At 41.7% G+C, this 20,785-nt stretch carries 22 protein-coding genes and 1 pseudogene; 6 read left to right on the forward strand and 17 right to left on the reverse strand.

The window, feature by feature from the left end; genetic code table 11:
* Position 1: 1 nt before the first annotated feature.
* Complete coding sequence (locus FTT98_RS08135) at positions 2-697, reverse strand: GntR family transcriptional regulator (protein ID WP_180177247.1); 696 nt, start codon at positions 695-697, stop codon at positions 2-4.
* Between the two features lie 147 nt (positions 698-844).
* Complete coding sequence (locus FTT98_RS08140; protein WP_168378525.1) at positions 845-1,657, reverse strand: sulfite exporter TauE/SafE family protein; 813 nt, start codon at positions 1,655-1,657, stop codon at positions 845-847.
* Between the two features lie 29 nt (positions 1,658-1,686).
* Here FTT98_RS08140 and FTT98_RS08145 point away from each other — a divergent pair, with 29 nt between their 5' ends.
* The 3 genes from FTT98_RS08145 to FTT98_RS08155 all read left to right on the forward strand — a co-directional run bounded on the left by FTT98_RS08145 (position 1,687) and on the right by FTT98_RS08155 (position 4,097).
* On the forward strand, positions 1,687-2,442 hold the full coding sequence (locus FTT98_RS08145) for a biotin--[acetyl-CoA-carboxylase] ligase (RefSeq protein WP_180040875.1): 756 nt from the start codon (positions 1,687-1,689) through the stop codon (positions 2,440-2,442).
* A 22-nt stretch (positions 2,443-2,464) separates the two neighbouring features.
* On the forward strand, positions 2,465-3,193 hold the full coding sequence (locus FTT98_RS08150; protein WP_180040873.1) for a type III pantothenate kinase: 729 nt from the start codon (positions 2,465-2,467) through the stop codon (positions 3,191-3,193).
* 226 nt (positions 3,194-3,419) lie between these two features.
* The gene (locus FTT98_RS08155) at positions 3,420-4,097 is read left to right on the forward strand and encodes a hypothetical protein (protein ID WP_168378522.1); all 678 of its coding nucleotides are present in this window, start codon (positions 3,420-3,422) and stop codon (positions 4,095-4,097) included.
* 143 nt (positions 4,098-4,240) lie between these two features.
* Here FTT98_RS08155 and FTT98_RS08160 read toward each other — a convergent pair whose 3' ends face one another.
* Both FTT98_RS08160 and ffh read right to left on the reverse strand, forming a co-directional pair.
* Positions 4,241-4,834, reverse strand: a complete 594-nt coding sequence (locus tag FTT98_RS08160; RefSeq protein WP_078191162.1) for an alpha/beta hydrolase — start codon at positions 4,832-4,834, stop codon at positions 4,241-4,243.
* A gap of 283 nt (positions 4,835-5,117) precedes the next feature.
* Positions 5,118-6,521, reverse strand: a complete 1,404-nt coding sequence (gene ffh, locus FTT98_RS08165) for a signal recognition particle protein (RefSeq protein WP_078191163.1) — start codon at positions 6,519-6,521, stop codon at positions 5,118-5,120.
* A 138-nt stretch (positions 6,522-6,659) separates the two neighbouring features.
* On the opposite strand from ffh, the gene FTT98_RS08170 reads away from it, so the two are divergent.
* Positions 6,660-7,469, forward strand: coding sequence for an inner membrane protein YpjD (locus FTT98_RS08170; protein WP_078191164.1), 810 nt, complete (start codon positions 6,660-6,662; stop codon positions 7,467-7,469).
* A gap of 167 nt (positions 7,470-7,636) precedes the next feature.
* On the opposite strand, the gene FTT98_RS08175 is transcribed toward FTT98_RS08170, so the two are convergent.
* Complete coding sequence (locus FTT98_RS08175) at positions 7,637-7,846, reverse strand: cold-shock protein (protein WP_067761877.1); 210 nt, start codon at positions 7,844-7,846, stop codon at positions 7,637-7,639.
* 449 nt (positions 7,847-8,295) lie between these two features.
* Here FTT98_RS08175 and FTT98_RS08180 point away from each other — a divergent pair, with 449 nt between their 5' ends.
* Positions 8,296-9,228 (forward strand): tRNA-dihydrouridine synthase, encoded by a 933-nt coding sequence (locus tag FTT98_RS08180; RefSeq protein WP_180009902.1) that lies wholly within the window; start codon positions 8,296-8,298, stop codon positions 9,226-9,228.
* A gap of 56 nt (positions 9,229-9,284) precedes the next feature.
* Here FTT98_RS08180 and FTT98_RS08185 read toward each other — a convergent pair whose 3' ends face one another.
* The 9 genes and pseudogenes from FTT98_RS08185 to rpe form a co-directional block, all read right to left on the reverse strand.
* Positions 9,285-9,653, reverse strand: a complete 369-nt coding sequence (locus FTT98_RS08185; protein ID WP_180005011.1) for an SseB family protein — start codon at positions 9,651-9,653, stop codon at positions 9,285-9,287.
* 62 nt (positions 9,654-9,715) lie between these two features.
* Positions 9,716-10,362, reverse strand: a pseudogene (locus tag FTT98_RS08190) (NERD domain-containing protein).
* A gap of 45 nt (positions 10,363-10,407) precedes the next feature.
* Positions 10,408-10,890, reverse strand: a complete 483-nt coding sequence (locus tag FTT98_RS08195; protein ID WP_180005010.1) for a methylated-DNA--[protein]-cysteine S-methyltransferase — start codon at positions 10,888-10,890, stop codon at positions 10,408-10,410.
* A 37-nt stretch (positions 10,891-10,927) separates the two neighbouring features.
* Positions 10,928-11,245, reverse strand: a complete 318-nt coding sequence (gene sugE, locus FTT98_RS08200; RefSeq protein WP_078191206.1) for a quaternary ammonium compound efflux SMR transporter SugE — start codon at positions 11,243-11,245, stop codon at positions 10,928-10,930.
* 55 nt (positions 11,246-11,300) lie between these two features.
* Positions 11,301-11,618 (reverse strand): multidrug efflux SMR transporter, encoded by a 318-nt coding sequence (locus tag FTT98_RS08205; protein WP_180005009.1) that lies wholly within the window; start codon positions 11,616-11,618, stop codon positions 11,301-11,303.
* A 300-nt stretch (positions 11,619-11,918) separates the two neighbouring features.
* Complete coding sequence (locus FTT98_RS08210) at positions 11,919-12,845, reverse strand: copper resistance protein B (protein WP_180177248.1); 927 nt, start codon at positions 12,843-12,845, stop codon at positions 11,919-11,921.
* On the reverse strand, positions 12,832-14,820 hold the full coding sequence (locus FTT98_RS08215; RefSeq protein WP_180040869.1) for a multicopper oxidase domain-containing protein: 1,989 nt from the start codon (positions 14,818-14,820) through the stop codon (positions 12,832-12,834). The genes FTT98_RS08210 and FTT98_RS08215 overlap by 14 nt, the downstream gene beginning before the upstream one ends.
* A gap of 46 nt (positions 14,821-14,866) precedes the next feature.
* Entirely contained in the window at positions 14,867-15,382 is a 516-nt protein-coding gene (locus tag FTT98_RS08220) for a hypothetical protein (RefSeq protein ID WP_180040867.1), read from the reverse strand.
* A 614-nt stretch (positions 15,383-15,996) separates the two neighbouring features.
* A complete protein-coding gene (rpe, locus tag FTT98_RS08225; RefSeq protein WP_078192356.1) occupies positions 15,997-16,683 on the reverse strand; it encodes a ribulose-phosphate 3-epimerase in 687 nt (228 codons plus the stop codon).
* A gap of 605 nt (positions 16,684-17,288) precedes the next feature.
* Between rpe and FTT98_RS08230 the strand changes: the two genes are divergently transcribed.
* On the forward strand, positions 17,289-17,585 hold the full coding sequence (locus FTT98_RS08230) for a DUF2218 domain-containing protein (RefSeq protein WP_111884782.1): 297 nt from the start codon (positions 17,289-17,291) through the stop codon (positions 17,583-17,585).
* A gap of 31 nt (positions 17,586-17,616) precedes the next feature.
* Here FTT98_RS08230 and FTT98_RS08235 read toward each other — a convergent pair whose 3' ends face one another.
* From FTT98_RS08235 to fghA, 3 genes are all read right to left on the reverse strand, one after another.
* Positions 17,617-18,678, reverse strand: coding sequence for a M48 family metallopeptidase (locus FTT98_RS08235; protein WP_180040865.1), 1,062 nt, complete (start codon positions 18,676-18,678; stop codon positions 17,617-17,619).
* 14 nt (positions 18,679-18,692) lie between these two features.
* The gene (locus FTT98_RS08240; protein ID WP_180040863.1) at positions 18,693-19,799 is read right to left on the reverse strand and encodes a YjgN family protein; all 1,107 of its coding nucleotides are present in this window, start codon (positions 19,797-19,799) and stop codon (positions 18,693-18,695) included.
* A gap of 130 nt (positions 19,800-19,929) precedes the next feature.
* Positions 19,930-20,775, reverse strand: a complete 846-nt coding sequence (fghA, locus tag FTT98_RS08245; protein WP_180021431.1) for an S-formylglutathione hydrolase — start codon at positions 20,773-20,775, stop codon at positions 19,930-19,932.
* Positions 20,776-20,785 lie beyond the last annotated feature (10 nt).

The raw sequence follows: 20,785 nt of genomic DNA on the forward strand, positions 1-20,785 counted from the left end.
ATCAGCGGCGTGAACGTCTCGCCCACGCTAATTCGATTTGTTTCATCCGTGTTAGTGATTCCAACACAAGGTTGCGTAAGTGTCGACAAAAATCTTCCATAAATAAAGTGGCTTGATGTGATTTTCTGATTAAAACTGCATCAGTCACTAATTTAAACAAATCAAAAGATTCTTGTATTTCACGTCGTGAAATATTCAGTGTCAGGAAATAACTACGTCTGAGTGATGGCAACAATTCTTGGTAATAACGCATCAGGTAGGTATTTCCCACCATTTCATGCTGACGAGCCATGCCCTGAAAAATCAGATCATAAAACTTTTCGGTATTGCCTTGGCGAGTTTCTACGTCTAATTGTTCAAGTAATAACTGAATACGCTCAGCTTCATGGCTGCGCCACGTTTCCGCCATACGATGCACAATTTGACCCAACAATAATGCTGCAATATTAAATAATGAGCGCACTTGTAAAGCCGACATTTCAGAGACTAAGGCGCCACGTCGCGGGTAGATTTCAATGAGTTGGGTCCGTTCTAAAATCAATAAAGCTTCACGAACAGAGCCACGGCTCACATCCAATTCGGCCGCGATTCTGAGTTCCTGAATACGCTCGCCTTCGACCAACTCACCGCGAATGATTTGTTCACCGATGTGTTTGGCAATTTGTTCTGACAAACTGTCCGCTTCTTGTTGTTGCATACTGTTCCTATCTTTTTTTTATAAGATGCAATGTTCAGATTTACACTCAATCTATTTGCATTAGAAACGATAAGCAACCTAATTGAACATGACATTGTCTGACAATCTTGTGTCAACAAAGCCAATTTTGTCAGTCAAAACGGACAATCAAGCGCCAAAGGCTTGCATACCTTGGTAAATAAAATAGCAGCCGACTGTTGTTAATAAACATGCAAAACAACGCTTTAGCATAAATGGCGACAACATATGAGCCACTTTCGCACCCAATTTCGCAGTGATGAAGCTCATTACACTAATCCCGATAAATGCATAAATATGGATATAACCAATGGTATTGGGAACCACGATATCGGCTTGATGACCAAACCACATAAAGCCGAGTGCCCCAGCAATCGCAATCGGTAAACCACATGCAGCAGACGTTGCGACTGCTTTTTGCATAATGACGCCATTTTTATTCAAATACGGGACGGTTAAGCTGCCACCACCAATACCGAAGATCGCAGAGGCAATCCCAATGCCACCGCCTGCTGCCATTTGCATGGCTTGTGAGGGTAAATGTTTATTCGGATCGACAGGTGTCGCAGCACCGCGAAACATTTTAAAGGCCACCCAGACTGCAAAAAAGCCGATTAACAGTTGCAAACCCTGCCCTGAGAGATAATCTGCAATGCCTGCACCGAGAAATGAACCGATCACCAAACCCGGTGCCAAATTCCGAAAGACATTCCACAGCACTGCACCTTTTTTATGATGAGCCGAAACCGAACTGAGTGAGGTCACAATAATCGTGGCCAAAGACGTGCCCACCGCCATGTGCATAATCACACTGGGGTCATACTGAAGTTGGGTAAAGACAATGAATAAAATTGGCACAATAATCAGGCCACCGCCTACACCAAATAGCCCCGCAGCGAAACCAGCGATTGCACCAATCAGTAAATATATGATTAACTCCATCAATATTATTCCACAACTCTCAGATTCAAATGGATTTAGAGACCAGACACTTACAGCAATTGCTGAGCACAGTACCTGAACCGCCTGAAGTTTTATTACTGAAGCCCATTACCACATCGACCAATGACGATGTCCGTGAGATTGCCAAAAAAGGCATTCAACATGTTTTGGTATGCAGTGAACAACAGACTCAAGGCCGTGGGCAACGCGATCATCAATGGGTCTCACCCGTTGGTAATATCTATTTAAGCACATTGCTGAATTTACAGACAGCAATAGATGGACGGCTTGCACTTGAAATTGCCTTAAATATCTTGCAAATGCCAAGTTTGCAAAATCTCCCTTTACAAGTGAAATGGCCCAATGACCTATATAGCCCACAAGGCAAATGGGGCGGGATTTTGATTGAACCGATTTCGCCACATCAAGCGATCGTCGGCGTGGGCATGAACTTATTTCCGATTCCATCTGCAGGAATTGAGCAACGTGCAACCTCGTTATCTGAACTCGGACTTCCCTCGCCAAACCGTTTGCAGTTAATTGCTGAACTCTATGCCGCGATTCAACTTGCAGGTGAATGGTTCGATCATAACTGCTACAACCTCGCTGCACGATTCAACCATTATGCTGCATTTATGCAACAGCCCGTTGAACTTGAACACCTGCAAGGCAAAAGCCAAGGTCGCTTTCTCGGCATTGAAAATGATGGTTCGATCAACATCCAAACCTCGCAGCGCTTAGAAAATTATTTCCAAGGCCGCTTACGTTTAGCAGATCAATCATAAACAGGATTGCAAAGGCCTACTGATGAAAAAATTATGGCTCGATGTCGGTAATACACGGCTGAAATACTGGATTACCGAATACGATCAAATCATAGAGCATGCTGCGGAACTGCATTTACAGTCGCCTGCCGAACTCCTACTCGGTTTGATCCAACACTTTAAAAGTTTGGACTTAGATCAGGTCGGGATTTCTTCAGTACTCGACAAGAAAAATAATGATCGGATTCAAAAAATTCTTAAATTTTTAGCCGTTCCTGTCACCATTGCCAAAGTACATGCCGAATATGCGGGCTTACGCTGTGCATATGAAGACACCAGTAAATTCGGGATCGACCGTTGGCTGCAAATGCTGGCTGTGGTCAAAGACCCTACACAAAAATACTGTGTCATTAGCTGTGGCACGGCACTCACCATTGACTTAACGGATGGCTTACAACATTTAGGCGGCTATATTTTGCCAAATTTGTATTTACAACGTGATTCGCTCATCCAAAACACCAAAGGCATTAAAATTCCAGATGCCACCTTTGATGAGCTGTCTCCTGGTAAAAACACCATAGACGCTGTTCATCATGGCATCTTGCTCAGCTTGGTCAGCACCATTGAAAAGGTTCTCGATAAATATCCAAGTCGCTTAATTTTAACCGGTGGCGATGCTGCGCTATTTGCACGCTATTTAGAACAATATCAGCCGGCTGTCGAAGCGGATTTGCTGCTTCGAGGCCTACAAAGTTATGTAAATGGTGTGTAATTTAGCTATTTATTTGATAGCAAACTGTGAAAGCGTGATGGCCAATGGTGATCACGCTTTTTTATTGAGGTTCATTTCATATAAGCGTGGTTACAAATTGTATCGCGATTCATGACCTTTTTTCGTCCAAGGAATTACAATAGCCTGCGATGATCGACAGATACATCAGCAACTTTATAATTTAAAAATGTCTTTCAAGATAGAATATAAGACGAAGAGTATAGATATGAAATTTAAAAATTTACTGGGTTTAAGCCTGCTCGCCTCTACATTATTCTTCGGCGGTTGTACCACGACACAAAATCTAGCCAACTCTAAAATCCCTGCCGAAATCAAATCACAGCTCAGCACCTCTGAAGCTGTTTTGGGTTATTTCGGTGATGAAGATAATCCTGATTACTGCGGCTGCGTATCGTATATTGACTCAAGCTATTACATGACCCCAGTCAAAGACGGCTATTACCGTGTACTTTTAGGTCGTAATGCCACAGGTGATTTTTTAGTCCAAGATTTTTACCAAGAAACCAAAACCCCTCAATCCTCACCTGCTTGGGTTAAAGATCCGATGAAACTATTTAGTTTCAGTGGCAGTGACATTGAAGGTCCGGTAACGCTTTATCGCAAAAACGGCAAAGTAGAATCAACCTTTGTGAACCAAGATGGCGTGAGCATCCACGGCGAAGAGTTTTATCCAACAGGACAACGTGGCGCAGCGTATAAAGTCGATGAAAATGGCAATGATGCCTATCGCTTATGGTATGCCTCAGGAAAAATTGCGGCTGAATATGTCGTCGATACCGATGGTGAATATGTTGGTGCTTATAAAGCATGGCAGGAAGATGGTCGCGAAGCCAATGACAACATTGACGACATTCGTGAACGTGTTGCTTTAGAACTCGACTGATCTATCAACAAATCGAACAAACAAAAGGCGCAGATTGCGCCTTTTTTTATCTTCAATTGCACCTATTGCATGATCAATTTTAGTTTTCACTATTACCTTATCTACAAAACACGCGATCTATTAAACACGCGCACAAAACCTATCTAAGCCGTTAAAATCGGCTCTAACACGTGCCACAGTTGTGGAATCTCAGAAAAGCCATCTTTTGCTGTGAAATGCCCGGCTTCTTTCACTTCATAAATTTGTGCATTTATAAAATTGCCCAATTGGATCGCAACCGGTGGCGGCACGATAGGATCATTGGATGAAATCAAGCTGATACAAATCGGCATATAGGTCTGTAAAACACCGCTATCCATTTTTGCACGTTGAATAAATGCGGTTAATTCAGGTTGTGTCGGTAAACTACTTTTAAAACCTGACACAAAAACGCCCGCTTTAATCCGTGTGCCATGCTGTTCAAAATATTGATTGAGATAATGCAGCGTAGTTAAGCACCCCAAACCATGGGCAATCACAATGGTATTTTCATCCAAATCAGGCATTTGCAACGCTAGAAATTTCTGCCAATGGTCAAAATCAGGTTGTGCTGCATTTGCCATAACGATGCGTCGAGAATAATGTCCTGCTTCTTGCAGCTTTCGTCCCAACCAAGGAAACCAATGATCATTCGGTGATGCATCATGACCATGAACAATATAGATCTTTTGGCTTTCTGGCGTATGCGGTGTATTCATGATTTGATTCTTATTCTAGGTGATTATTTTTAGTGAAGCTTTCAATTTGCAGTTCGGCAAATTTTCACCTCTGTTTTAAACCTGCCACCTACACGCTCTCAATGTCAATTTGGCATCTTTTTGTAATGATTTAGCTCAGTTCGGTATCTATCTGCTGGTATAGCAAGATTCCTTCACCCAGCACGTACTATCAAATGTACCCTACAACTTTGGTTGAGCGCACAGTCTCGTTAAATTTCAGCCATAAAAAAAGGCGCTGAATGCGCCTTTTTTTAAGTCCAAATTACTTCGGATCTTTACTGCCGAACAATGGACCCATGCCACCGCCGCCAAATTGTTTTTGCATATTGCCCAATGATTTCATCATTTTTGCCATACCTGTTGGGTTGGCAAACTTCTTCATCATTTTCGCCATTTGCGCATGTTGCTTAATGAGTTTATTCACTTCCGCAACATCCATACCACAGCCTGCTGCAATACGTTTTTTACGGCTTGGATTCATCAAGTCTGGGTTACGACGTTCTTTAATGGTCATCGATTGAATAATCGCTTCCATTTTCTTCACTTGCTTTTCAGGATTTGCTTGTGCAATTGCATCTTGAATCCCTGAGTTGCTCATGCCTGGAAGTTTATCCAGGAAGCCCATCATGCCGCCCATTTTGTTCATTTGTTCAAACTGCATCAGCATATCTTCAAAGTTGAAGCTACCGCCTTTTTGCAGTTTTTTCGCCATTTTTTCGGCTTTTTCTTTGTCGATTTTACGTTCAACTTCTTCGACCAAAGAAAGTACGTCACCCATACCCAAAATACGCTGTGCGATACGTTCAGGATGGAATGGCTCTAGGGCATCGAGTTTTTCACCCATACCCAAGAATTTAATCGGCTTGCCAGTAATAGCACGAACAGAAAGTGCTGCACCACCACGTGCATCACCATCCGTTTTTGTCAGGATCACACCGGTTAAAGGCAAGGCATCATTAAAGGCTTTTGCCGTATTCGCCGCATCCTGACCGGTCATGGCATCAACCACGAACAATGTTTCAGTCGGCTTAATCGCTGCATGAAGCTCTTTAATTTCATCCATCATTTCGTCGTCTACATGTAAACGACCTGCTGTATCGACAATCAAGACATCAGCAAATTGAATTTTTGCTTGCTCAATCGCACGATTTGCGATGGTAATTGGTTTTTCGTCTGCGCTAGATTCAAAGAAAATCGCGCCAACTTCACCCGCAACTGTTTGTAGCTGTTTAATCGCTGCTGGACGATAAACGTCGGCAGACACCATTGCTACTTTTTTCTTTTGACGTTCTTGTAAGAAACGTGCAAGTTTTGCCGCAGTAGTTGTTTTACCCGCACCTTGCAAACCTGCAAGAAGCACAACAACTGGTGGTTTTGCCGCTAGGTCTAGGCTTTCATTCGCCTCACCCATCATTTTGGTCAATTCGTCATGAACGATTTTGACGAAAGCCTGCCCCGGTGATAACTGAGTCATCACTTCTTGGCCCAATGCTTCTTCCTTAACTTTCGCGATGAATTCACGAGTTACAGGTAACGCAACATCGGCTTCAAGAAGTGCCATACGTACTTCGCGTAACGTATCTTTAATATTGTCTTCGGTTAGCTGCCCTGAGCCAGTAACATTTCTTAAACTCTGCGTGAGTCGTTCTGTTAAGGTATCAAACATTGCAAAATCCGCTTAAAATAGCCATGAGCAAAAAATTGTTTCTTAAAATAGAAAATTTATGCATAGAATGCTATAGGATACTTTAGTTCTTGCAGAATTTATATAAATGAATATTCAACATCCTGAAAAAGGTTTGACATGATCAGTCTCCCCTTGGTTTACACGATCCTAGCATTAATCGCTTATACCACGTCTTTTTGGTATTTATTCAGCCATTTAATGTCTAAACGTGCGCCGAACCATTGGTTTATTGGTGTTGTACTTGGTTTAGGCATGTTATTGCATGCAGGTGTTTTATATAACGACATGTTGACGCCTATGGGTGTGAACTATGACGTGTTCAACCTGATGTCTTTTACTTCAGGTCTCATGCTATTACTCAGTGTGTTATTTAGTACCTATCGACCTGTGCTGGCAATGAACCTGTTAGGCATTCCTGTCGCAGCGACAGGGTTGATTTTAGGCTTTGCATTTAGTCGACAAAATCAATTTATAGAACAACATTCGCTGGGTTTAGACATCCATATTATTTTGTCGCTTTCCGCGTATGCCGTCCTGCTGATGGCAACTATTCAAGCGGTTATTTTGCGTTTACAAGACCGTGAACTGAAAAACAAGCAGAAAAAACGTGTATGGGTGAGCCTGCTTCCATCCTTCCAAGCCATGGAATCTTTGCTATTTGATTTATTGATTGCTGGATTTGCACTACTGACCGTGGCGCTTGGGTTTGGTTTCTTCACCATCGATAACTTCTTTGCACAGCATTTGGCACATAAAACAGCCTTTAGCATTATTTCATGGTTCGTCTATGGAGCTTTGCTTATTGGACACTATCGTTTTGGCTGGCGTGGTCAAAAAGCTATTCGCTTTACCATTATTGGTTTTTGTCTTTTGGCAGTCGGCTTTATTGGATCTAAGTTTATTTTAGAAATGGTTTTGGGCCGCTAAGTCGACGATGAAACGATTTTAAGTTTTATTACGAAGTAAGTTTTATTAAGAAGTAAGTTTTATCAAGAAGGGAGCTAAGGCTCTCTTTTTTATAGCTTGATTATTCACACAGAAATAACAGGCATAAAAAAAGCGCTATACAGCGCTTTTTTTTCATTACGTCTAAATTATAGAGCAACGATGTTTACAGCATTCGGGCCTTTTTGACCTTGAGCGATGCTGAAAGAAACCTTTTGGCCTTCTTGCAAAGTTTTGAAGCCAGAACCAGTGATTTCGCTGAAGTGAGCAAAAACGTCAGGACCGTTGTCTTGTGCAATAAAACCGAAACCTTTAGTTTCGTTGAACCATTTAACTGTACCAGTAACTGTATTAGACATAATAATACCTATTAATTTGTTGATTTAGCCATTGGATGATGACTGACTATAACTTGGAAAATAATAAAGAATTGAACTTCATTTCTGTAAAAAACGAAGGATTATGACTAACACTGCGATACTTAAAGAAAATTTACGAAACAATACTTTTTTTCTAGTTGCAGCCATCATACATGAAATCTTAAAAGATTCAAGCACAGTATATGTTGTTGATTCCATTAAAAAACAACAGTAAAAGCCATCTTCTTATTATTACTATCCATCTGTATTTACTCATTTTATTGTTTAAGTTTTATGTCAGTCAAGACTTTACGACTTTGGTCCTAATTTCACCAAATAATTACATAAAATCTTGTGATTTCGTATTCCGCATCACCAGAAGCACAAAACCTAGACATCCCTTTCAAAACCACGTATAACTCCGTTTTTCAATTTTTGGCTGTGTGACCGTGAAACTTGTTCTTGCGCCGATGGAAGGCTTAACCGACCCAATTATGCGAGATGTGTTGACGCATGTGGGGAGTTTTGACTGGTGTGTAACCGAGTTTATCCGTGTCACGGACTCTGTCCTGCCCGACCATATTTATCATAGTTATTGTCCCGAACTGAACAATGACGGCAAAACTGCAGCAGGAACACCGGTTCATGTGCAGTTCTTAGGTAACAATCCGACCATGCTCGCGGCAAATGCTGTACGCGCAGTAGAACTTGGTGCACCTGCGATTGATATGAACTTTGGTTGTCCTGCAAAAACCGTCAATCGCCACCGTGGTGGTTCAGTTCTGCTAGATGAACCAGAAGTGGTGTATGAGTTAGTCAAAGCTGTGCGTGATGCTGTTCCGAGTCATATTCCTGTATCGGCAAAAATGCGTTTGGGTTATATGGATCATAACTTCACCATGGAAAATGCGCATGCCATCGAAGATGCGGGTGCCGCATGGGTTACAGTCCATGCGCGAACCAAAGCCGATGGTTATACCCCGCCTGCCTTTTGGGATCAGTTGCAACCCATTCGTGAAGCATTGAAAATTAACGTGATTGCCAACGGTGAAATTTGGAACAATGCCGATGCCAAACAATGCCAACTCGAATCTGGTTGTGAAGACCTGATGATTGGTCGTGCTGCGGTGACCACCCCTGACATTACACAGTGTATTCGTCGTAATACCGATGAGCCGCTGATTACATGGCATGAACTGCTTGGCTTACAAATTCGTTTCTTAAACGGTTCGTATAAAAAAGAAATGAATATGGTCGGTCGTTATAAACAATGGCTCGGCATGATGTCGAAGCACTATCCAGAAGCCAAAGTCCTTTGGGATGAAGTAAAACGTGTCAAACCACTCGATGAAATCGTGGAAAAACTCAAAGCTGGTATGTAAGTTTTAAAGCACATATCTCAGCGTAGCCGCAGAGCCTTTGATCACACCTACAGTGTTCAAAGGCTTTGTTGTTTAGCAAACTCTAAAATTGCGTCGATCTCATCTGCCAAAAACTCTTTCGGATGTTCCGAAGTCGGGTTCATCACCAAGCTTGCGCCTTTGGTAATCGCAAATAATTTTTCAGCACTGATCATGACAAATTCTGCATCTGCGCCAACATCCTGTTGAAGCATCGCAAGACTCAGAAAGAATGGAATGGCTTGCTCGCCCTGCTCCGTTTCCATCAATTGAAAATGTAAATGCTGCTCAGCATCACGCTCACCCAAACAATACACTTGGTTGGCTAAAAGTTGCTGATAAAAGTCTTGGTATTGCTCAGGATGATCTAAAGTCGATTCATAAAGATGTTGAAGCGTGTCGTTCATTGTTATTGTCCGTCTATTTTTATCAGTCAGATACTGTTCACAATCCACAGCATACAGGAAGTTTATGAATTATGCCGTTGATTTAAATCTTCAACGTGCTGTCGATTTGTTTTCCACGATTTTTCTAAAATTTCTTTTTCTAAACGCAACTGTATTCGTTTAAGTTTCATTTCAGAGATCACGGGTTGCCGAAAAGTTTGAACATAGTCCACCCAAGCTGTACCCCGAAAAACATTCGACGGCATCTCTGTTTTAAACACCACTTCAGGCATAAAAACAATCACAGAATGCATATTGTCTTTATCCAGTATATCGCTCAACACCTGTTCTAACACTTTCATATGTTTATAATTTTGGTGAATCGGATTTTGAAATTTAAAACTTTTTTTATAAATCTTTTGCGTCCATTGTTTTTGTCTTTCGCTCCCAAAAATCCAGCCCTTATAGTTTTTAGTTTCAATCACAAACACACCAAAAGGTTTAAAAGAAGATGATCAATTTGAGTGGTAGCTCCCTCGCCATCTGGTAAGGTCAAATCATTTAACAATATATAATGGTCTTTCAAATAAAGTTTGACATGAACGGTGACAGCAAACTCCCCCATTTTCCCCTTTAAATATGGTTTAAATGCTTTGATTGCCCCCACAATCAGTAACAATGGAATTAGCCACCAAAACGTCGAAATGAGGGGTGCAAAAATTTGAGAAATATTCACTAATTTGATTCATTATTTTAAATAAGTATATTTTCTATTTTATTGTAATTTCTCAATTTTTAACAATATTTCTTTATTTTCTAGACCGCCCGCAAAACCCACTAATTTTCCATTTGCCCCCACAACACGATGACAGGGTGCAATAATTGAAATTGGATTTTTACCATTGGCTGCACCGACAGCACGTACGGCTTTGACATTGCCGATCTGCTCTGCAATTTGTTTATAACTGCGAGTTTCTCCAAAAGGAATTGTCAGTAAAGCTTGCCAAACTTGTTGCTGAAATTCGGTACCTTCAAAGTCTAGCGGCAAGTCAAATTGCTGTCTTTTACCTGCAAAATATTCATTTAATTGCTGTGCAGTTTTGAGCAAAATCGGGTGTTGCCGATCTTCAACCAAAGCCGCCAATCGCACACGATTAGGGTTTTCATTTTCCCAAAGGACAGCCACCAATGCGGTTTCATGTGCAACAAGTTTTAATTGTCCAACGGGTGAATCTAAAAACTGATAAGAAAGTTGCATGACATACTCCAAGCTCAAAATCGCAGCACTTCATTATTCAGGAGGACGATAATTTCATCAAGACCAGTCCTGAAATAATCAGGACCGCAGCTAGCATGCGCATGGCATTGGCAGGCTCACCCAATACAACGATGCCGAGGATAAATGAACCCACTGCACCAATCCCTGTCCACACCGTATAGGCTGTACCCAACGGTAAGGATTTCATTGCATAAGACAATAAAGCGAAACTTGCGATCATGAAAACGATGGTCAAAATACTTGGCGTCAGTTTGCTAAAGCCTTCAGAGACTTTCATACAATACGCCCAAACCACCTCAAGCAATCCCGCTACAATTAATAAAACCCAAGCCATATTTTTACCCATAAAAAAAGCACAGAGGTCAATGACCGCTGTGCTTTAAAACATATTAACTTGAAGATAATTTCATCAAGATTAGACCAGAAATGATCAGTACTGTGGCTAACATCCGCATAGCAGTTGCAGGCTCACCGAGTATAAAAATCCCCACGAGGAATGAGCCAATCGCACCGATTCCTGTCCAAATGGTATAAGCCGTTCCTAGAGGCAATGTTTTCATGGCATACGCCAATAAACCAAAGCTCAGGATCATAAAAAATAAAGTGACTAAACTTGGGCCAAGTTTTGTAAAGCCTTCTGAGAGCTTCATCGAATAGGCCCAAACGATTTCAAAAATACCAGCGAATACCAGAACAACCCAGGCCATGATGCCTTCCTCCATATTAGTAGAGTCAGGTCGTCCTGACGATTTTTCTTACTGGCTTTGAACAAAGATGTAAGGGAGGTCGTTCCTCCGAATATTGTCTCAGTATAGCAAATATGCTGACTTTTAGTGCAGTCTTTACATTTTTTGACCAAATTCAGGGCGTTATTCAGTTGAGTAAAACTCTAGTGCAGATGATTTGCGCCAAAACATAGCATGTCTGTTCAAAGGACAGATTCAGAAATAAAAAAGGCATCACCAAAACCTGTTGATGATGCCCTCTTTATTTGGTCTATTCGCCGATTAGAACTTCAGACGTACACCTGCGCCATACCACCATTGTTTTTCACTTCCAGTTTCAGCTTGCCATGCCGTATGCTGATTTCCTTTTTCATAGCTGTAAGCAACATCGATAAATGGCATCAACTTTTTATTAATTTCATAGCGTGTTTCTAGCCCTAGCCATACAGCACTGAGTCCTGTTTTTTGTGCATAGGCAGAATCATCACTCAGCACCACATCTAGGTTCAGATACGGTTTTAAAATCAATTTTTGCGTCAGCAGCAGATCACGTTCGGTTTCTAAAGAAAAACTGACCTGTTTTTCTGCACCAAGATATAAATAAGCATCGGTTTCAAAGAAATAAGGTGCCAGACCATGCAGACCCACCGCAGCATCTAACTGTTCCTTGTCCGTCACTTGATGTTCATCGACACGATAACGTGCGCCAATTTGCGCATCCCAAAAGTCAGAGATCATACGGCTATACATCACTTGAGCCGCATAATCAGCGTCTTGAGATTCTGCTTTATCGGCATGTAGTTTGATGAAGAGCTTATTTTCATCGGTCCCGATTCGACTCTCAATTTCAGTCTTTAAACTTCCACGACCATCGGCATTATTGAGCCATCGACTGTCGATCTCAGTCGCTTGATAAATCTGTCCACCATGTTCACGCTTATGATCAACAGGATGCTGCGCAGAAGCAGCACGTGACGCAATAGATGATACATTTGCATGTTCTGCATGTTCTGCATGTTCTGCATGTTCTATCTGGCTCGATTCAATCCCTGTTTGCATCTCTTGATGCGACGAATCAAGTGAGGAATGCAACTCATGTTGAGCTGACATCGGCATGCTGTGATGTGCATCTTGCGCCATGGTCATTTGAGTGACCGATGCCAAAGCTAAACTTAGAACCGTATATGTGCATGGTTTAATGATGCGCATGAGACACCTCCTTTTGCGGTACAGATGCCGTTTTCGTATTCTCTGCGACATTTGCGACCACAAGTTTATTCATCATCCCTGCAGACATGTGATACAGCAAGTGACAATGAATCGCCCATTCCCCTAATTCATTGGCCGTTAACAGAGCCGTCACTGTTTTCCCCGGCGGCACAATCACCGTATGTTTATTTGGCATTTCAGAAGACACTTGCCCATTTTCCAATTGCATGAACATGCCATGTAAATGCATCGGATGCGCCATCATGCTGTCATTGACAAATTTCAGTCGAATTCGCTCACCATATTTCACCTTTAGTGGTTCAGCTTCACTGAATTTTTTGCCATTCATGGTCCACATATAGCGTTCCATCGTTCCTCCCAAATGAATGACCAAATCTTGCGTCGGTTCACGTGTATCAGGCTGCGGGGTTAACGCTTTTAGATCACTATATTGCAGTGCCTTATCACCCATAGGTGTTGATGCATTGGCCCAACCCATAACCGTTGCTGAATTTTCAACTGCCTGCTTCTCCTCTTTAGACTGTGCATGCTCCATCGCTGTATGCATATCATGTTTCATAGATGAATCTATTGAGGAGTGGTTCATAGATGAATGATCCATCACACTATGATCCATATTGGCATGCGCTGAATCAGACATATTCTGTTTATGCATATCTGGATGCTGCATAGTAGTATGCGCAGTCACTGGAGAATGGTCCATGTCATGTCCCATAGCGGCATGGTCATGTGCTTGATTCGTCTGAATCTTTGATGGATTGACAGTATGCGCGCTGTACTCATGAGCATTCGCTTGCTGGATTGCTGAAGTTTGGGTTGAACCTGTAGCCGTATGCTCCATATTGCTATGATCCATACCTGCCATTGAACCATGCCCCATATCTTCCATGGTCAGCAAAGCGCGTGGTCGTGCTTTTGGCATGTGAATGCCTGTGTGCTGAGGCTGAGGCTGAGTTTCATCATGTAATGTACCGATCGCAAATCCTGTCCGATCGATCGACTCAGCCTCTATCTGATAGTGCGCAGATTTAGGCTCTACGATCACATCGTAGGTTTCCGCAGCACCAATTCGGAATTCATCCACAGCGACCGGCTTGACCGCTTGACCGTCTGCACTGACCACCGTCATTTTGAGCTGAGGAATACGCACATCAAAAAACGACATGGCCGCAGCATTTACAAAACGAAGTCTAACTTTTTCGTTAGGCTTAAATAGACCTGTCCAGTTTTGTTCTGGAGTTTTACCATTCAATAAGAACGTATAACCCGTTACATCAGACAAATCCGTTTTCAGCATACGCATTTGATTCCACATCGAACGGTCTTGCCAAGTATTTTTCAAACCCGTTCGTTGCATTTGCGTCCATACATCTGAAACTGTTTCACGCTGATTTTGATAGTATTCGGCAGACTTTTTCAGATTTGCCATAATCTGAGCGCTAGATGATTCATGAAAATCAGACAGCATGACCACATAATCACGTTGCGTCTGTTCATGTACGGCAAGTGCTTGTTTACCTTTCGGATAAATTACCAAAGCGCCATACAATCCGTCTTGTTCTTGGCCTTTGGAATGCGCGTGATACCAATAGGTTCCGCTTTGACGGACTTTAAATTTATAAGTAAAGCTACCATCAGGCTGAATTTCATTAAAACCATTAAAGCCGGGGACACCATCCATTAAGCCGGGCAGTAATAGACCATGCCAATGCACTGAGGTATTTTGTTTTTTGAGCTGATTATGCACATGGATGACCGCATCATCGCCTTCTTCAAACTCCAGTAATGGTGCTGGAAACTGACCATTGACGCTGATTTTCTTGACCGCTTTACCAGTCAAATTGATGGTCTTTTCATCAATATTCAGATGATATTCTTTAATGGCTGCAAACGCCCACGTTGGAGACAGCAGACATACCCCGAACACGAGGCCTGATTTAAATAAATTAGACATGACTTAACCTTTATAAAATAACGAAAAAACGTATTTAATACTCAGGTTAAGCTTGCGGAGGTCTTAGAATTTCTTGCCAAAAGCCTTTTAAATGCTGTCCAGCAAAAATGAAACGAGGAGGTTCTGCATAGTGATGCACATGGAAGGTCTGCAATGCGACCAAGGCGCTATCGACATAAGAGGTACTGATTTGGCAATGTGCGAGTGTACAGTCCTGACAGTCTGTGTTTTGTATCGATGAATGATGCACCAGACCATCTTGCTGTGCAGATGGCGAATCTAAAGATTGATGACAGTCCATCATTGAAATGACTTCAGGTGTCGGCTGCTTGCCATGATGTGCTGCATGCTCTGGAACAGCTTGCCGCTGATTTTGATGGCAATTTGCTATATTTGAACGTGAAGGATCAGTATGTGCTGCATGAACTGGTGCCTGATGGGCATTCGCTGTCATCATTTGTTGATGTTGAAAATTTTGCTGTGCACTGACCACACTGCTCCACCCCATGACAAATGCCATGAGCCAAGCAAAGCCAAGATGCTTACGCAAAAAATTAAACAATTTAGTATCCTAATTCAACCCAATGATGCACTGTGACAATATATCCCTATTAACACATCTTTAGAAACATCACGCGATCGGCTCAGCCGAAATCCGCATGAAACACCATGATGATATTATTTACGATTCAAATGCAATCACATGACATTTGTATCAACATGACATGCAGCTCGACCGATTTATCCATCATGAACGATACATTCAGAAATATCTAAAAGCACTATCTAGTGCGATCGATGATGTGTTTTGCCAGTCGCAGCGTATCTCAATAGTTGCTAACAGCATAATTAATTGTGCAGTTATTCACAACAGTTTTAAATTTATTGCGCTGTCATAAAAATCAGCGCATATCTTCCAGTTAAAACATAAAAGTTATTTTTTAAACTGATTAATTATTTACCATAGATTAATAAACATACAGCATTTCAAACACTTTACTCCATAAAAAAAGGACTCAATTGAGTCCTTTTTATACTTAATACGTCTAATTATTAAACCATTGATGCACAATCGTTTATAATTTATCCAAGTTATCCATATAGTTATCTACACAGATATCCATACGGTTATCCATATAGTTATCCACAAGCGAGGAATAACTTATACCCAAAGGCTTAAGCCTCTTGAGCATGCACTTTTGCCAACTCTGAACGCATGTCATCAATCACAGCTTTATAATCAGGCTTACCAAAAATCGCTGAACCTGCAACAAACATGTCTGCACCGGCTTCAGCAATATCACGAATATTGGCTGGAGTAACACCACCATCCACTTCTAAGCGAATATCACGACCTGAAGCATCAATAATTTTTCGTGCTTGACGCAGCTTTTCCAAGGTCATTGGAATGAACTTTTGACCACCAAAACCTGGGTTCACACTCATCAACAAGACTTGGTCAACTTTATCTAAAACGTAGTCTAAATAATGCAGAGGTGTCGCAGGGTTAAACACCAAGCCCGCTTGCGCACCGCCAGATTTGATTAACTGTAAAGAGCGGTCAATATGGTCAGTCGCTTCTGGGTGGAAAGTGATGATATCTGCGCCAGCTTCCAAGAAATCACCAATCATACGGTCTACCGGTGAAACCATTAGATGCACATCAATTGGCGCCTTAATGCCGTATTTTTTCAATGCCTTACAAACGCCCGCACCAAAAGTTAAGTTCGGTACATAATGATTATCCATGACATCGAAATGAACAACATCTGCACCTGCTTCTAGAACATTTTCAACTTCTTCACCTAAGCGCGCAAAGTCTGCTGACAAAATTGAAGGTGCGATTAAGAATGGCTTGGACATGAAAAACCTAGCTTTGAAAAGGGAGTGATTGACGCATTATAGCAAATTGTCCCCCTATTCGCTGCCCATGCCCTTAGTCGTTTTTTTCGATACTGATGATTGAGATCTCTATAATAAAAAACCTAGGATGAACTGATATTACGCAGTAACATCAGAAGCGGAATTTGATTCAAATAAAGGAACGATATGCGGTAACGTCATCCGCAATTGTTTGAGACAGCACGACTTCTCATCAAAAATGTTTTTGCAATACTTTAAATAAATAGACGCTAGAGAGCGAGTATTGTGGTGAGGAGCATTGCTCCGCAGAATGGTTTCCTTGCGAAGCTTCGCTGCTCATTTTGCCTAATGCGAAACATCGTTTCGTAAGAGTACCTCCAGCCGAAGGCTAATCCCTTTATTTAAGCCCTAGATGTAAGACTCAGTCGAATTGACTTAAATATCATTTTAAAAATGCAAAATTATTTTTTGCGTGCGTAACATCAGTGATTAATATGGATAAATATCTCAGGGATAGAAACACAGCGTTGCATATTTAGACTTAACGGGTATCTATGTACTTTGCTAAGTTAAAGGACTGACGACTTAACAATAAAATTGCAACTATGAAAAGTTCAACACACATCACCACCGCTCAAGCAGCACGTGTTGCTAAGCGCTTAGTCAATCATTGGAAACATAAATTTGAAGTCAATGAACAGATCATTGGAGAAAATACTGCATTCAAGATTCAACTGCCCTCTGCAGAGGTCAGTCTTTTACCACAAGCTGCATTTTTAGATGTGGTGATTTCAGCCCAAGATCCAAGTACAAATCTAGATCAATTGGAACATGTGGTATTAGATCATTTGATCCGCATGGGACAAGAAGAACTCAGTGCAACATGGCAACGCGAACCGTAGTCTACGTCGCCATATTGTCAAAGCCTTTTACTCAATGCTGATGTGATTGATAATTTCTAACTGCATCAATACGGGCTTTCGTCGCTGGATGTGACTCAAAGAAGTCTGTCCAAGATCTCTGATCTTTTGCAGTTTCATCCTCTGCACCTTTCTCTTTTGCTGTTTCACCATCAGCTTCATCTTCCATACGTTGTAAGAAGTTTGCAAAATGTGCCGTTGGAATTTGATGTTTTGAAAGTTGTTTTAGGGCATATAAATCTGCTTCAGATTCAAAGTCTCGTGAGTAACTCGCACCCACCGCAGCAACCGGTAAACTGGTAAGAATGTCAGAGCCATCCCCTGTGATCATCAACAAAATAATACTGATGCCTAAACCTGACAAACTTTGCTGCAAACTATGGCGTTGAACTAAATGCCCCTGCTCATGTGCAAGTACTCCAATTAACTCATAATCATTTTTCGCTAATTTAACCAACTCATCTGTCACGATAATGGTGTTATTGGGTATCGCCAATGCATTTGCACCGATACTGCCACCACCGCGGAATAACAACTTCGCAGGACGATTTTCAGCCACCAATTGTTGATATTCTTGCTTTAACTTGTCTTGACGTGCTTGTGGCAATTTTGTGGGTTCAGTTATATCGATAATATATTTTTCCGCCTGATCCCCCCAACTCTTTAACGCTGTCTCAGGCAGTTGATTGGCCACCACATGCGACGCCACAGGAATGCCCCATTTAATCAATACAAAAGCAAACGCCACCACGAAAATCACACTAAAAATGATTAAAGAGGGTGAACGCTCCAACTTCCAAATCGAATGCCAACGCGACTTTACGTCGAGATTAAACCACTCTGGCAAGGGTTGATGAAACTCTAAACGAGCATCGTCCTTTAACTCGATCACTGGCTGAATATCACCTAAAGCACCGATCAGCGTCATATCTTGATAGGTGTAATGCTGCGTTTGTTCTAGGTCTTGACCATAACGCACAATCACAGCATGTTCCCCATCTGCGCTGATTTGAGCAACAAAGGGTTTTGACACTTTCCCATCATAATAGGTTGCATTCACTACTGATGTTTTCATGTAATTCACCTACGTTATAAGGAAATATCTAGGTCAAAAATATCGGATAATTCTTCAGCAATCGCATTGTGATCTTGCTGCATTTGATTGTGTAATTGGTCAGGATCATCGACCAACATTAAATGCAAAGATTCAGTCTGATATTTATATAGTCGTACAACTGCCCATGGTGTCAGTAAACCGAGGCTAATCACTTTAGCCAACCAATTACTCAAGACAATCCATGCATAGCGCCATTGATTACAGTCCGTATGAAACTGACTGCGGCTCAACGTGGTGTTATTCCAAGTGGTAATAAAAATACGTGCAGCCGTGAGTGGCCAAATGAACATGTAGCCAATCAAATACATCCCAAAAATGATGAAAACATAAGATGCGTCATTTAAACCATCTGAACTACCAAACAGTATCGCAAAGATCACTGCCAGCAATGCACCAAAGCCCATAAACAGAAATAAAGGCACATACATGGCACGCATATAATCGCCCCAAGTATTATTCAGATTAAATTTCAACTGACCCAGATACAAATGATTCAGACATTCACGTTTATATAACCAGACCGCAACTGGCGTAAACAACCCAAGTGTAAAGACAACCACCGCAAGACATTTAACAAAGCACCAATACGCGCTTTTATTCGTCCCAGAAAAAAAGAATCGGCTATTACTAAACTTACTGTTGCGAGCACGGAAACGAATCGTAGATCGAATGAGCCAAGGAACCGCAAAGAAGATCAGGACAAAGCCCGCTAAGAAAGCTTCCCAAGAATAATTTATAGCAAAAGAGAAACCACCATAGACCACTAACGCAATGATTCGTCCAACTAAAATTTTTGTAGGCAAACCGGTAAAGTCAAAACGACGCTGAAATACCCAAGTATTACCGTAAAAATAACGTAAACGGCGGACCTTTGCCCAAGGCGCATAAAGTCCAAGCGTGACAATCGTCAGTAAGATATTCACAATCCAAATACCGAAATATTCAGACGCATTACCTTTAAACCTAAAATGATAATTTCTTCCCAAAACATCAGCCTGTTCTGTCTCACCAAATAGACTCGGTGGATTCATCACGGGCAGCTCTGGCGGAAGCGGCGTTTCCATTTGTGAATTTTGCATAAGTACCCTAAATTATTTTTTTTGGTATGTCGAATTTATTCATGTGCATGGCAATGCTCATCACCATGCTTTATTTATACGTATATCAAAGCAAGCTATGCCTCAATATTTTTAACTACTGGCTTTTAGATTAATGAACTACTGTTTGCAATTGGACAGCGTGAAATTGCAAATGATCATCCATAAAACTTTGAATAAAATAATAACCATGATCATAGCCTGCATGTTCACGCAGTTCGAGTGGCTGCCCAACTTGCTCACACGCTTGCTGAAACAACGCCGGATTTAACTGGCTATAAAATTGATCATCAATGCCTTGGTCAATCAAAATGGCTTTAAACAAAGCCCCTTTGGATTGCACTAAAGCTGTAGCATCATGCTGAAGCCACTGCTGACGGTCTGAACCTAGATATTGACTAAAGGCTTTTTCGCCCCAAGGACACTGACTCGGCGCACAAATCGGTGCAAAAGCAGAAACCGATTTAAACAGGTCAGGATGCTTCAACGCTAAAGTTAATGCACCATGACCGCCCATACTATGTCCGAATATGCCAATCGCACCCTTTTGTACCGGAAATTCAGCCTGTACCAACGAATACAATTCTTCAGTGATAAAACGTTCCATTTGATAATGCTCGGCCCAAGGTTGTTCCGTTGCATTAATATAAAAGCCTGCGCCTTGCCCAATATCCCAATGATCGCCTTGCGCCACCTGTTCCCCACGTGGAGAAGTATCAGGGCTGATTAAAATCAGGCCGAGCTGCGCAGCTAAACACTGTGCATGCGCTTTAATGGCAAAGGTTTCTTCGGTACAGGTTAATCCCGCCAAATAAAACAATGCAGGACACGCTTGGCCTTGCAAGGCTGCTTCCGGCAGAAAAATACCGAACTTTGTTGGGGTTTTTAGACTTGAAGAATCCAATTGATAAATGCGCTGCTCACCCGCAAAACAAGTATTTCGTTGTACTAATTCCATGATCTTTATC

This window comes from Acinetobacter sp. YH12039 (assembly GCF_013420015.1).
In the GTDB taxonomy this organism is placed as follows: domain Bacteria; phylum Pseudomonadota; class Gammaproteobacteria; order Pseudomonadales; family Moraxellaceae; genus Acinetobacter; species Acinetobacter amyesii.

Bases quoted from the DNA above. Each gene is read 5' to 3' on its own strand.
- FTT98_RS08135 (WP_180177247.1), bottom strand. From the start codon at position 697: ATGCAACAACAAGAAGCGGACAGTTTGTCAGAACAAATTGCCAAACAC.
- FTT98_RS08140 (WP_168378525.1), bottom strand. From the start codon at position 1,657: ATGGAGTTAATCATATATTTACTGATTGGTGCAATCGCTGGTTTCGCT.
- FTT98_RS08145 (WP_180040875.1), top strand. From the start codon at position 1,687: ATGGATTTAGAGACCAGACACTTACAGCAATTGCTGAGCACAGTACCT.
- FTT98_RS08150 (WP_180040873.1), top strand. From the start codon at position 2,465: ATGAAAAAATTATGGCTCGATGTCGGTAATACACGGCTGAAATACTGG.
- FTT98_RS08155 (WP_168378522.1), top strand. From the start codon at position 3,420: ATGAAATTTAAAAATTTACTGGGTTTAAGCCTGCTCGCCTCTACATTA.
- FTT98_RS08160 (WP_078191162.1), bottom strand. From the start codon at position 4,834: ATGAATACACCGCATACGCCAGAAAGCCAAAAGATCTATATTGTTCAT.
- ffh (WP_078191163.1), bottom strand. From the start codon at position 6,521: ATGTTTGATACCTTAACAGAACGACTCACGCAGAGTTTAAGAAATGTT.
- FTT98_RS08170 (WP_078191164.1), top strand. From the start codon at position 6,660: ATGATCAGTCTCCCCTTGGTTTACACGATCCTAGCATTAATCGCTTAT.
- FTT98_RS08175 (WP_067761877.1), bottom strand. From the start codon at position 7,846: ATGTCTAATACAGTTACTGGTACAGTTAAATGGTTCAACGAAACTAAA.
- FTT98_RS08185 (WP_180005011.1), bottom strand. From the start codon at position 9,653: ATGAACGACACGCTTCAACATCTTTATGAATCGACTTTAGATCATCCT.
- FTT98_RS08195 (WP_180005010.1), bottom strand. From the start codon at position 10,890: ATGCAACTTTCTTATCAGTTTTTAGATTCACCCGTTGGACAATTAAAA.
- sugE (WP_078191206.1), bottom strand. From the start codon at position 11,245: ATGGCTTGGGTTTTATTAATTGTAGCGGGATTGCTTGAGGTGGTTTGG.
- FTT98_RS08205 (WP_180005009.1), bottom strand. From the start codon at position 11,618: ATGGCCTGGGTTGTTCTGGTATTCGCTGGTATTTTTGAAATCGTTTGG.
- FTT98_RS08210 (WP_180177248.1), bottom strand. From the start codon at position 12,845: ATGCGCATCATTAAACCATGCACATATACGGTTCTAAGTTTAGCTTTG.
- FTT98_RS08215 (WP_180040869.1), bottom strand. From the start codon at position 14,820: ATGTCTAATTTATTTAAATCAGGCCTCGTGTTCGGGGTATGTCTGCTG.
- rpe (WP_078192356.1), bottom strand. From the start codon at position 16,683: ATGTCCAAGCCATTCTTAATCGCACCTTCAATTTTGTCAGCAGACTTT.
- FTT98_RS08230 (WP_111884782.1), top strand. From the start codon at position 17,289: ATGAAAAGTTCAACACACATCACCACCGCTCAAGCAGCACGTGTTGCT.
- FTT98_RS08235 (WP_180040865.1), bottom strand. From the start codon at position 18,678: ATGAAAACATCAGTAGTGAATGCAACCTATTATGATGGGAAAGTGTCA.
- FTT98_RS08240 (WP_180040863.1), bottom strand. From the start codon at position 19,799: ATGCAAAATTCACAAATGGAAACGCCGCTTCCGCCAGAGCTGCCCGTG.
- fghA (WP_180021431.1), bottom strand. From the start codon at position 20,775: ATGGAATTAGTACAACGAAATACTTGTTTTGCGGGTGAGCAGCGCATT.